At 73.2% G+C, this 11,696-nt stretch carries 9 protein-coding genes; all 9 read left to right on the top strand.

All coding sequences use genetic code 11. The features are described 5' to 3' along the window. The first annotated feature begins 1 nt into the window (after window position 1). The 9 genes from DFQ13_RS35695 to DFQ13_RS27835 all read left to right on the top strand — a co-directional run bounded on the left by DFQ13_RS35695 (window position 2) and on the right by DFQ13_RS27835 (window position 11,696). Complete coding sequence (locus tag DFQ13_RS35695; protein ID WP_110081921.1) at window positions 2–3,001, top strand: acyltransferase domain-containing protein; 3,000 nt, start codon at window positions 2–4, stop codon at window positions 2,999–3,001. Then, entirely contained in the window at window positions 2,998–3,339 is a 342-nt protein-coding gene (locus tag DFQ13_RS27800; protein WP_052021208.1) for an acyl carrier protein, read from the top strand. The genes DFQ13_RS35695 and DFQ13_RS27800 overlap by 4 nt, the downstream gene beginning before the upstream one ends. Before the next feature lies 1 nt (window position 3,340). Then, window positions 3,341–4,144 (top strand): alpha/beta fold hydrolase, encoded by an 804-nt coding sequence (locus tag DFQ13_RS27805; protein ID WP_035283081.1) that lies wholly within the window; start codon window positions 3,341–3,343, stop codon window positions 4,142–4,144. Next, a complete protein-coding gene (locus tag DFQ13_RS27810) occupies window positions 4,141–5,322 on the top strand; it encodes a glycosyltransferase (protein ID WP_035283080.1) in 1,182 nt (393 codons plus the stop codon). The genes DFQ13_RS27805 and DFQ13_RS27810 overlap by 4 nt, the downstream gene beginning before the upstream one ends. A 201-nt stretch (window positions 5,323–5,523) precedes the next feature. Continuing rightward, on the top strand, window positions 5,524–7,617 hold the full coding sequence (locus DFQ13_RS27815; RefSeq protein WP_035283079.1) for an AMP-binding protein: 2,094 nt from the start codon (window positions 5,524–5,526) through the stop codon (window positions 7,615–7,617). Then, entirely contained in the window at window positions 7,614–7,955 is a 342-nt protein-coding gene (locus DFQ13_RS27820; protein WP_035283078.1) for a hypothetical protein, read from the top strand. Before DFQ13_RS27815 ends, DFQ13_RS27820 begins: the two co-directional genes overlap by 4 nt. Before the next feature lie 402 nt (window positions 7,956–8,357). Continuing rightward, entirely contained in the window at window positions 8,358–9,584 is a 1,227-nt protein-coding gene (locus DFQ13_RS27825) for a hypothetical protein (RefSeq protein ID WP_110081922.1), read from the top strand. A 49-nt stretch (window positions 9,585–9,633) separates the two neighbouring features. Beyond that, the gene (locus tag DFQ13_RS27830) at window positions 9,634–10,884 is read left to right on the top strand and encodes an ABC transporter ATP-binding protein (RefSeq protein ID WP_052021207.1); all 1,251 of its coding nucleotides are present in this window, start codon (window positions 9,634–9,636) and stop codon (window positions 10,882–10,884) included. A 62-nt stretch (window positions 10,885–10,946) separates the two neighbouring features. Next, window positions 10,947–11,696, top strand: a complete 750-nt coding sequence (locus DFQ13_RS27835) for an MlaE family ABC transporter permease (RefSeq protein WP_052021213.1) — start codon at window positions 10,947–10,949, stop codon at window positions 11,694–11,696.

Below are 11,696 nucleotides of genomic sequence, written 5' to 3' on the forward strand. Positions count from 1 at the left end.
CATGAGCACCGAGCACCTGCTCCTCGCCGCGCCCACCCCCGCGGCGCTGGTGGAGCTGCTCGACCGCCCGGGGGTCGAGCTGCGGGCGAGCCGCCCCACCTCTGCCCCCGGCCCCCGGCTCGGCCTGCTCGACCCGACCGACGAACGGCTCGCGCTGGCCCGCAAGGTCGTGGCCAAGGGGCGGGAGTGGCGCGCCCGCAAGGACATCTGGTTCAGCCCGGCCCCGCTGCTGCCCGGCGGCGCGGGCATCGCCTTCCTCTACCCCGGCCTGGAGGCCGAGTTCGACCCCAGCGTCGACGACGTCGCCGACTGGCTGGGCGTGCCGCGCCCGGATCTGAGCACCGACACCCTGGGCAGGCACGGCGCCTCGGTCGTCGCCGTCGGCAGGCTGCTGGACGCGGCGCTGCGCAGGCTCGGCATCACCCCCGCCGCGGTCGCCGGGCACAGCGTGGGGGAGTGGACCGCCATGATCTGCGGCGGGCTGTTCTCCGGCGCCGACTTCGACGCCATGCTCACCCGCACCGACCTCGACGCGCTGCGCGTCCCCGGGGTCGAGTTCGCCGTCCTCGGCTGCCCCGCCGACCGCGCCGCCGAGGCGGTCGACGGGGTGGCGGGGGTGGTGGTCTCGCACGAGAACTCCACCAACCAGACCGTGGTGTGCGGGCCCGCCGAGGCGATCGCCGGGGTGGTGGAGGACCTGCGCGCCCGCTCGGTCATCTGCCAGGTCATGCCCTTCCGCTCCGGCTTCCACACCCCGATGCTCGCCCCCTACCTGGCGCCGTTCCGCGAGTCCGGGGTGCCCAGCCTGCGCGTGCACCCGGCGCACGTGCCGGTCTGGTCGGCCACCACCGCCCGCCCCTTCCCCGCCGACCCCGGCGCCACCCGCGAGCTGTGCGTGCGGCACCTGCTGGAGCCGGTGCGCTTCCGCGACCTGGTGCTCGACCTGCACGCGGAGGGCATCCGCGCCTTCGTGCAGGCCGGACCGGGGCAGCTCGGCTCGCTGGTGGACGACACCCTGCGCGAGCACGACCACCTCACCGTCGCCGCCAACGCCGCCCGCTCCACCGGGATGCGCCAACTGCGCCGCACCGCCCTGGCCCTCTGGGTCGAGGGCGCCGCCCCCGACTTCGCCGCCCTCGACCAGGCCCCCACCCGGATCGAGTCCGCCCAACGCCCGGCCGCCCAGACCTCGGCAGGCACCGCCGCCACCTCGGCAGGCACCGCCGCCCTGGCCACCTCAGCCACCCCGGCCTCCGCCACCACCTCAACCACCGCAGCCTCAGCCACCCCGGCTGCCGCCCCCGCCTCAACCGGCACCCCGGCTTCCGCCGCGTCCGCCGCCCTGCCCACCGCTCCCGGTGCGGGCTTCGCAGCTCCCGGCGGGCGGTCCGCTCCCGCCGCCGCGCCCCCCGTCCCGGCGGTGGCGGGGGTCTCCGCGCTGGCGGACCTGCGGGCGCTGGCGGACCGCTACCCGGCGTTCGCCGAACTCGACGCGCTCGTGCGGGAGACCGCCGACTCGATCACCGCCGTCCTCGCCGCCGCCCACAGCACCGCCGCCTACAGCACCGCCGCGCCCACCGCCGCCCCGCGCAGCACCGCACCGCACGCCGCCGCACCCACCGCCCACCCGGCCGCCGCGGTGCCCGAGCCGGTGCTGGAGACCAGCCTGACCGTGTCCACCCGGGACATGCCGTACCTGCTGGACCACTGCTTCGCCCACCAGCGCCCCGGCTGGACCGACGAGACCGACCGCCGCCCGGTCATGCCCGCCACCACCGTGCTCTGGCACATGGTGCGCGCCGCCGAGGCCGCCGCACCCGGCCGCGTGGTCACCGGGGTGGAGGGGCTGCGGCTGCACCAGTGGCTCGTCGCCGCCCCCGCGCACACCCTCACCATCACCGTCCGCCCGATGGGCACCGACCGGCTCCAGGTCCGCGTGGGGCAGTACGCCGACGCCCTGGTCCTCCTCGGCGACGAGTACGCCCCCGGCCCGCTGCCGTGGGAGCCCGCCGCCGACGAGCGCCCGCCCGCGCTGACCGCCGCCCGCCTCTACGACGAGCGCTGGCTGTTCCACGGTCCGGCCTACCAGGGCATCACCCGCACGGTGGGCATGTCCGAGACCTCCGCCCGCGCCGAGCTGACCGCTCCCGCCGCGCCGGGGGCGCTGCTGGACAACGCGGGTCAGCTCATCGGCCAGTGGCTGGTGGAGTGCCACCCGCGCCGCTGGATCGCCTTCCCGGTGTCGGTGCGCCGCATCCGCTTCCACGCCCCGGAACCCGTTGCCGGTTCCACTGTGGACTGCGCGCTGCGGCTGGTGTCGGTCGACGACCGGGAGGCGACGGTCGACCTGCGGCTCAGCGCGGGCGGGCGGACCGTCGTCGACATCGAGGGGTGGGTCGACCACCGCTTCGACAGCGACCCCGACATCAGCGCCGTGCACCGCTTCCCCGAGACCAGCACGCTCTCGCGGCGGCACGACGGCGGCTGGTGGCGCGCCGACGAGCGGTGGGCGTCGCTGGCCTCCCGCGAGTTCTACCTGCGCAAGTACCTGGGCGCCGCCGAGCGCGCCGAGTACGAGCGCTGCCCCCCGCGCGAGCGCCGCGAGTGGCTGCTGGGCCGGATCGTGCTCAAGGACGCCGTGCGCGGCAGGCTGTGGGACACCGGCTTCGGGCCGCTGTTCCCCGCCGAGGTCGAGATCGCCACCGGCGCCGACGGCGGGCTCGTCGCCCGCGGCAGGCAGGGGCTGGAGCTGCCCGCCCTGGACCTGGCCGTGGCGACCTGCCGGGAGCTGGGCGTCGCCGTGGTCGCCGACCCCGGCACCCGGCCGGTGGTCGCCGTGGTCGAGGTGACCGGCGACCCCGCCACCGCCGAGGCGGCCGCCCTGGCCCGGGCCGGGCGGGGAACCGCCACCACCGAGATCGTCGGCAGCCCGCCCGGGCTGCCGGACCGCAGGTACGCCGTGGCGCACACGGCCCGACCGAACCCGAGGGAGCAGCAGTGACCCAGTTCCGCACGCCGGTCAGCCGGGAAACCCGCACCGAGATCCTCGCCGTGATCACCGACGTCCTGGAGAAGGTGCTCGACCAGTACGGCCTGGACGACTCCGAGATCACCGAGGACACCACCTTCCACGACGACCTCGGGCTGGAGAGCATCGACCTGGTGGCGGTCGGGCAGATGCTGGCCGAGCACTACGGCGAGCAGGTCAACCTGGCCGCCTTCCTGGCCGAGAAGGACCTCGACGACGTCATCGGCATCACCGTCGGCGACCTGGTGTCCTTCGTGGAGTCCAGCACCTCGGAATCCAGCACCGCCGGGTCCGACACCGCGGGGCACTGACATGGCCATGATCGAGGTCAACGGCGTCCGCACGCACTACCAGCGGATGCCCGCGAAGAACGCGGGCGCGTCGACCCCGCCGACCGTGGTGTTCGTGCACGGCCTCGGCTACGACAGCCTGGCCAGCTTCTACCTGACCCTCGCCGCCCCGCTGGCCGAGGCGGGCATGGACGTGTTCACCTACGACCTGCGCGCCCACGGCCGCTCCGAGCGCCCGGCCACCGGCTACACCCTCGACGACTTCGTCGACGACCTGGCCGAACTGCTCGACCGGACCGGGGTCGCCGGGCCGGTGCACCTGGTCGGCAACAGCTTCGGCGGCACCATCGCCTTCAGCTTCGCCGCCCGCCACCCCGACCGGGTGGCCGGGATCGTGTCCATCGAGGCCGAGCCCGCCACCGGCGACTGGTCGGCGAAGATGGCGCGCACCCTGCGCAACACCGTGGCCGCGATGGACGACGAGGACAACCTGCGCTGGCTGGCGGAGACCTTCGGCGCCCACCACGCCCGGCTGGCCAAGGGCGCGGCGGCGATGATCCGGGCCACCAGCATCGTCGAGGACGTGCCATCGGGCCCGCTGCTCGACGCCGAGGGCCTGGCCGCCATCCGCTGCCCGGTGCTGTCGATCCTGGGCAGCGACGGGTTCCAGAGCGACGACCTGGCCGCGGTGGGGCGGCTGCTGCCGGACTGCCGCACCGAGGTCATCGCCGGGCAGAACCACTCGGTGCTCGTCGAGCGGCACCGCACGGTCCGCGAGCTGGTGCTCGACTGGGTCGACTCGCTGCACGAGCGGGCGGCCGCGTGAGCCGTCTCCTCCTGGTCGTGCCGCCGTTCACCGGCCACGTCAGCCCCCTGGTGGGGGTGGCGGCCGAGCTGGGCGCGCGCGGCCACGAGGTCGTCTGGGCCGGGGACCCCGACCTGCTGCGCCGGATGCTGCCCGACAGCGCTGTCGTGCGGCCCTGCCGGTCCCACCCGGACGTGCCCAGGCCCGCGGCCTCGGGCTTCGCCGCGTTCAAGCACCTGTGGGACCACGTCTTCGTGCCGCTGACCGAGGCGATGGCCCCCGGCGTCGAGCGCGCGATCGCCGACACCGCCCCGGACCTGGTGGTCGCCGACCAGCAGGCGTTCGCCGGGGCGTTCGCCGCCGAGCGCGCGGGCCTGCCCTGGGTGACCTCGGCGAGCACCTCCGCGGAGCTGACCGACCCGCTGGCGCTGGTGCCCGCGGTGGCCGAGCGGGTGGCCGGGCAGCTTGCCGACCTGCGCGCCCGCTTCGGCGACCCGGCCGCCACCACCGACCCCCGCTTCTCCCCGCTGCTGCTGCTGGCCTTCACCAGCCCCGCGCTCGCGGGCCCGGTGGGCAACCCCGGCGGCGGCGCGATCACCTTCGCCGGGCAGGTGCCCCGGCCGGACGTCCCCGCCCCCGACTTCCCCTGGGACCGCCTCGACGACCGCCCGCTGGTGCTGGTCAGCCTGGGCACCGTCAGCGCGGACGCGGGGGACCGGTTCCTGCGCGAGTGCGCCGCCGCCCTGGCCGAGCGCCCGGGCCTGCAGGCCGTCGTGGTCGACCCCGGTGGCGCGCTGGCCGACCCGCCGCCGAACGTGCTGGCGCTGCCGCACGTGCCGCAGCAGGCCGTGCTCGACCGGGCGGCGGCCACCGGCGGGGCGGTGCTCTGCCACGGCGGGCACAACACCGTGTGCGAGGCGCTGGCCCGCGGGCTGCCGCTGGTGGTGGCCCCGATCCGCGACGACCAGCCGGTGGTCGCCGAGCAGGTCGTGGCGACCGGGTCCGGGGTGCGGGTGCGATTCGCGCGCGCGGGGGCCGGGCACCTCGGAAAAGCACTCGACGGGATTCTCGCGGAACCTCGATACCGTGCCAACGCACAAGCGGTCGCCGAGTCGCTGCGGGCGGCGGGCGGAGCGCGCACGGCCGCCGACGCGTTGCTCCGTACGGCCCACACCCCGGCCTCCGGCACCCCGGCATAGCCGCAGGTCGCCGCCGCGAACCCAGTCGCGGTCCAAGATCGGCGAACTGTCCACCGGGTACAAAAACCCCCGCTGATTGTGCGTTCACCGAGTACTTTTCCCGTAGCTGCGCGCGCGCCCTTGACCCGGGGTTAATTCGGGTGATTCATTCGGTGAACCGAGGTGCGATCGGACCGCGGACGCGAGGCGAGGACGGTTGTGATGGCTGCCGACTGCGTGGTTTTCGACATGACGGTGGACCACTCCCGGTCCGCCCTCTGGGAGGTGCTCGGCGAGCCGGACCGCTACCCCCGGTTCTTCCGCGGCATCAGCAGCTGCGACAAGCTCGCCACCGACGAGTACGGCGCGCCGGACGAGTACGCGCTGCGCGCCTGCCTCGGCGACTTCGCCGTCATCGAGCACCGGCTGCGCACCGTGATCAACCGCCGCGACGAGCAGTTGGTGCTCGCGGGCGTGCCGGACACCGGCGGCTGGGTCTCGCTGCGGCTGTCCGACGCGGGCACCGGCCGCACCCAGGTCAAGATCGTGTTCTTCAAGCCGATGCTGCGCCACGAGCGCGGCGCCACCTGGTCGGAGTCGGAGATCCGCACCTGGGCCCGCGACGGCCTGCGCCGGGTCTGCGACTTCCTGGCCAGGGTGCCCGACGCGCGCGCCGACCGGCACCGCGAGCCCGGCGGCACCAAGCTGCACGTGGCCAAGACCCTGGTCGGCGCGGGCATCTTCTCCCCGGCCCGCCCCGACCGCACGGTCCGGCAGTTGCACGCCCTGTTCAAGTGGGGCGCCACCCTGGCGGGCGGCTACTGCGCCGCCTCGGCCCGCTCGCCGAAGTCGCTGGCCGTCGGCGACGAGGAGGGCGAGCTGACCTTCGCCGAGGTCGACGCGCGCAGCACCCGGCTCGCGCACGGCCTGGCCGAGCTGGGCGCCGGGACGGGCAAGAAGGTCGGCGTGCTCTGCCGCAACCACCGCTACCTGGTGCAGACCCTGGTGGCGCTGGGCAAGCTCGGCGCGGACGCCGTCCTGCTCAACACCGGCCTGGCCGGGTCGCAGATCGACGACATGGTGCGCAGGCACACCGTGGCCGCCCTCGTCGCCGACGACGAGTTCGTCCCGCTGCTGCGCTACCTGCCCCAGGACGTGCCGCTGATCGGCACCGGGCGGCCCACCGAGGACACCGACACCACCATCGACGAGCTGATCGACGAGGGCGCCACCACCACCCTGCCCGCCCCCGCCGAGCCGGGCAGGCTGATCGTGCTCACCTCGGGCACCACCGGCACCCCCAAGGGCGCCCGCAGGCCCACCCCGGGCCTGGCCGACTCCGCCCAGGTGCTCTCCCGCATCCCGCTGCGCGCGGGCGACCGCATCTTCGTGGCCGCGCCGATCTTCCACAGTTGGGGCCTGACCGCGCTGCAGATCGCCATGCCGCTGCGCGCCGGGCTGGTGGTGCAGCGCCGCTTCGACGCCGAGGGCACCCTGCGCGCCATCGCCGAGTCGAAGTGCACCGCGCTGTTCGCCGTGCCGATCATGCTCCAGCGCATCCTGAACCTGCCGCGCGAGGTCAAGGCCCGCTACGACACCTCCTCGCTGCGCATCGTCGCCTCCAGCGGCTCGGCCCTGCCCCGCCAGCTCGTCACCGGCTTCATGGACGAGTTCGGCGACGTGCTCTACAACTTCTACGGCTCCACCGAGGTCTCCTCGGCGACCGTGGCCGGACCCGCCGACCTGCGCGCCGCGCCCACCACCGCGGGCCGCCCACCGCAGGGCACCCGGATCGGGCTGCTCGGCCCGGACGGCGACCCGGTGCCGCCCGGGGTCGTCGGGCGCATCTTCGTCGGCAACGACATGCTCTTCGACGGCTACACCGACGGGCAGGGCCGCGAGATCCGGCACGACCTGATGGACACCGGCGACCGCGGCTACTTCGACGCCGACGGGCGCCTGTTCGTCTCCGGCCGCGACGACGAGATGATCGTCTCCGGCGGCGAGAACGTCTTCCCGCGCCCGGTGGAGGAGGTCCTGGTCGACCTGCCGCAGGTCGACGAGGCCGCGGTGGTCGGCGTCCCGGACAGCGAGTACGGGCAGCGCCTGGTGGCCTACGTGGTGGTGCGCCCCGGCGCCCGGCTCGACGAGGACTCCATCCGCGCCTACGTCCACCAGCGGCTGGCCCGGTTCTCGGTGCCGCGCGAGGTCATCTTCGTCGACGAACTGCCGCGCAACCAGACCGGCAAGGTGCTCAAGCGGGTCCTGACCGACGGTGACCTCTTCGAGCACGCGGGCGACGGCGACGCCGCGTGAGCGCCGGGTGGTGGACCGTCACCGCCGTCGTCCCGCTCCTGTCCGGCGCTGTCGGAGCCCGCTGCCTGCTGCGGTGGCGGGCCCGCCGGGCGCGCGCCCGGTTCCGGCTCGTGCTCGACGAGGTGACCCTGGAGATCTCCGCGCTGGCCGACGAACTGGCCTCGGTCCCGCGCCGCTGCAACGGCATCGTCGCCGAGCAGCGCCGCCGCTCCGCCCTGGCCTACGCCGAGGCGGCCCGCCTGCTCGACGCCGCCCGCCACCCGCTGGACCTGACCGAGGCGTGCGCCCTCATCCGCGACAGCCGCGACGATCTGCGAATGGTCCGCGAAGGCGCCTAGCGCCCCCCACCGGAGCAATGGCGGAGATTTTTCCGGCCCGCCTTACGCCGAACAAAGCAGGCGGCAAAGCACTGCGAAAAGGCATCGATCCGATTTATGACCACCCCGACCGCAGGTTCACCCGACGGTGACAAGTTTGACCTGATGGATGCTCAACTCCGGACAACCGGGGAGCCCGAACGTACTAATCCGCTGGTGGGGGTGTCAGATGATGTTGCCAGTGGACCACAAACCACCCCCTCGGTCCTGCGCCGGGGGTGACAACAACAGAAGCGTTACCGGCCGGTATGGAAAGCGCTGTTGTCACGGTGGTGACACGCTGGTAACGTCCGAGCCCGTGCTCGCGGCGTGTCCTTCACGTCATTTTGCCCGTATATTCATCGGCAGGTGAGTGGTCATCTCATGAACGTTTCCGAGACGCGCAAGCGGCGTCGCCTCGCGGTGAAGTCCGCCCTGGCCGCGGTCGTCCTCGGCGCAGCGGGCGGCGGCATCTACTACAGCACCAGCGCGGCGACGGCGGGTGAGACCCCGGTCGGCACCGCCTTCGGCTGCGTGCTCCCCGGCGGCGACAGGGTCGACGTCCCGATCGAGTTCGGCGTCGGCATCCCGGACACCGCCGCCGCGGGCGCCGAGGTGGTGGCCAAGCCCAGCGCCAAGATCGCCCTCCCGGCGACCGCGGTGGACAAGCTGCGCGCGGGCGGCGAGACCGCCCTGGACGCCAGCCTCACCCCCACCATGACCCTGGTCGAGGGCGCCACCAGGACCGACCTCAAGGCCACCCCGCTCGCGGTGAAGGCCATGACCCTTCCGGCCCAGGGCGCCCTGAACCTCACCCTGGAGGGCGCGCCGGTCGCGTTCACCCCCAAAGCGGCGGGCACCGCCCAGGTCGAGCTGACCGGGCTCACAGCGCAAATGGTCGTCGGCACCACCGAGATCACCTGCGCCGCCACCACCGATTCCGGCGCGCTGGGCACCTTCGAGGTGACCGCCGCTGCCCCCGCCGCGCCCCAGGCCCAAGCCCAGCCCGCCGCCCCTCCGGTCGGCACGCTGCAGTCGCTGAAGTCCCGGTTCAAGATGACCGTGATCACCAAGATCAAGAAGGTCGGCGCCGAGGTCACCCTGAAGGGCAAGCTGACCATCGACACGCCCTTCACCGGCGGCACGCTCACCGGTGAGGTGGAGTTCGACCTCGCCAAGGACACCTACATGGTCGTCTTCCGCTTCATCCCGGTGCTCAACGACATCCAGGCCACGCAGAACAAGCCGGTCGAGGGCACGATGGAGCTGCAGCTGCCGCTCGCGCGCACCAAGGCCACCGCGACGATCGACCTCAACGTCTCCAACATCCGCCAAGGCGCCACGCCGGAGAACCCCAACGGCGGCGTGAACCTCGGCGTGCTCCCCGGCTGCAAGACCGCGAGCCCGCTCGTGACCCAGCTCAACGGCGACGTCCAGCTCGCGCAGGGCGTCAAGAGCGAGCTGAACACCGTGGCCACCATCCCGCCGTTCACCGGCTGCCGCACCGCCCAGGGTGAGGACTTGAGCAGGCTGATGACCGGTCTGGTGTCCGGCCCGGACAACCCGGTGCGGGTGATCCTGGAGAACGAGTGCGTCGGCTGCACCAACTAGCCGAGCACGACGCGTCAAGCAAGCAAGCCGTTTTCCCACAGGAGGTGTGATGGGTGTCGAGGTCGCCGTCGAGGGCCTGAGCAAGTCGTTCGGCAAGCAGGCCATCTGGCGGGACGTCACGCTCACGCTGCCCTCCGGTGAGGTCAGCGTGCTGCTCGGGCCGTCCGGTACCGGCAAGTCGGTGTTCCTCAAGTGCCTGATCGGGCTGCTCAAGCCGGAGAAGGGCCGCGTGGTCATCAACGGGGTCGACCTGTGCTCCTGCCCGGAGCGCGACCTCTACGAGATCCGCAAGCTGTTCGGCGTGCTGTTCCAGGACGGTGCGCTGTTCGGGTCGATGAACATCTTCGACAACGTCGCCTTCCCGCTGCGCGAGCACACGCGCAAGAGCGAGAAGGAGGTCCGCGACATCGTCATGTCGAAGATCGACATGGTGGGCATGCTCGGTGCGGAGGGCAAGCTGCCGGGGGAGATCTCCGGTGGTATGCGCAAGCGCGCCGGGCTGGCGCGGGCGTTGGTGCTCGACCCGCAGATCATCCTGTGCGACGAGCCGGACTCCGGTCTCGACCCGGTCCGCACCGCGTACCTGTCGCAGTTGCTGATCGACCTGAACGCGCAGATCGACGCGACGATCCTCATCGTCACGCACAACATCAACGTGGCCCGCACCGTCCCGGACAACCTGGGGATGCTGTTCCGCAAGGAACTGGTGATGTTCGGGCCCCGCGAGGTGCTGCTGACCAGCGAGGAGCCGGTCGTCGAGCAGTTCCTCAACGGTCGCCGCATCGGTCCCATCGGCATGTCCGAGGAGAAGGACCAGGCGCAGATGGCCCAGGAGCAGGCGCACCTGGACGCCGGGCACAGCGACGGCTCGCTCGAGGAGGACATGCGCGGGGTCGTCCCGCAGCTCGAGCCGACCCCGGGGCTGCCGCCGCGCGACGCCGCCCGGCGCCGCCGCCAGCGGGTCATGCAGATCCTGCACACGCTGCCCGAGTCCGCCCAGCACGGCATCCTGGCCAGCCTCAGCCGCGACGACTACGACCGCTACCAGGAGTGGCGCCGCCGCACCACCGGCATGGCGATGCCCTCGGGCCCGGGCACCACCGGCACGGCCACCGCCACCCGGGAGCAGACCCGGGTCAGCCAGGAGTTGCCCACCCGGCCCGCGGCGGGTGCCCAGCCCACCCAGCAGATCCCGCGCCCGGTCGCCCAGTCGCGCCCGCCCGCCCCGCAGCAGCCGCAGCAGTCCCCGCCCATGCGCCCGCGGCCCCGCCCGTGGCGCCGCGAGGAGGGGGACCAGTGAGCACCCGCACGTCCCGCAAGACCTCCCCGCTGGCCCCGGTCGCGGCCAAGGCCACGGGGGCCATGCGCGAGTTCGGCAACATCTTCGCCATGGCGCTCGACGTCATCGTGCAGATGTTCAAGCGGCCCTTCCAGGCCAAGGAGTTCATCCAGCAGTTCTGGTTCATCGCCAGCGTCTCGATCATGCCCGCCGCCCTGGTCGCCATCCCGTTCGGCGCGGTCATCACCCTGCAGTTGGGGTCGCTGACCGCGCAGATCGGCGCCGACTCGTTCAACGGCGCGGCCAGCGTGCTCGCGGTCATCCAGCAGGCCAGCCCGATCGTGACCACGCTGGTGGTCGCCGGTGCCGGTGGCTCGGCGATCTGCGCGGACCTGGGCTCGCGGACCATCCGCGAGGAGATCGACGCGATGATGGTGCTCGGCGTCTCCCCGATCCAGCGCCTGGTGGTGCCCCGCGTGCTCGCCGCCATGGGTGTGGCCGCGCTGCTCAACGGCATGGTCTCGGTCGTCGGCGTGTGCGGCGGCTACTTCTTCAACGTGGTCGTGCAGGGCGGCACCCCCGGTGCCTTCCTCTCCAGCTTCTCGGCCCTGGCGCAGCTCTCGGACCTGTGGGTCGGCACGCTCAAGGCCGTGATCTTCGGTTTCCTCGCCGGCCTGGTGGCCTCCTACCGGGGGTTGAACCCCAAGGGCGGCCCGAAGGGCGTCGGCGACGTGGTGAACCAGTCCGTGGTCATCACCTTCCTCCTGCTGTTCCTGGTGAACCTGGTGATCTCCGTGGTCTACCTGCAGCTCGTCCCCGCGAAGGGAGCGTGA

This window comes from Actinokineospora spheciospongiae, from assembly GCF_003182415.1.
Classification (GTDB): domain Bacteria; phylum Actinomycetota; class Actinomycetes; order Mycobacteriales; family Pseudonocardiaceae; genus Actinokineospora; species Actinokineospora spheciospongiae.

Excerpts from the sequence above, each read along its gene's own strand:
- DFQ13_RS35695 (WP_110081921.1), top strand. The coding sequence starts at position 2 with ATGAGCACCGAGCACCTGCTCCTCGCCGCGCCCACCCCCGCGGCGCTG.
- DFQ13_RS27805 (WP_035283081.1), top strand. The coding sequence starts at position 3,341 with ATGGCCATGATCGAGGTCAACGGCGTCCGCACGCACTACCAGCGGATG.
- DFQ13_RS27825 (WP_110081922.1), top strand. The coding sequence starts at position 8,358 with ATGAACGTTTCCGAGACGCGCAAGCGGCGTCGCCTCGCGGTGAAGTCC.
- DFQ13_RS27830 (WP_052021207.1), top strand. The coding sequence starts at position 9,634 with ATGGGTGTCGAGGTCGCCGTCGAGGGCCTGAGCAAGTCGTTCGGCAAG.
- DFQ13_RS27835 (WP_052021213.1), top strand. The coding sequence starts at position 10,947 with ATGCGCGAGTTCGGCAACATCTTCGCCATGGCGCTCGACGTCATCGTG.
- DFQ13_RS27815 (WP_035283079.1), top strand. The coding sequence starts at position 5,524 with ATGGCTGCCGACTGCGTGGTTTTCGACATGACGGTGGACCACTCCCGG.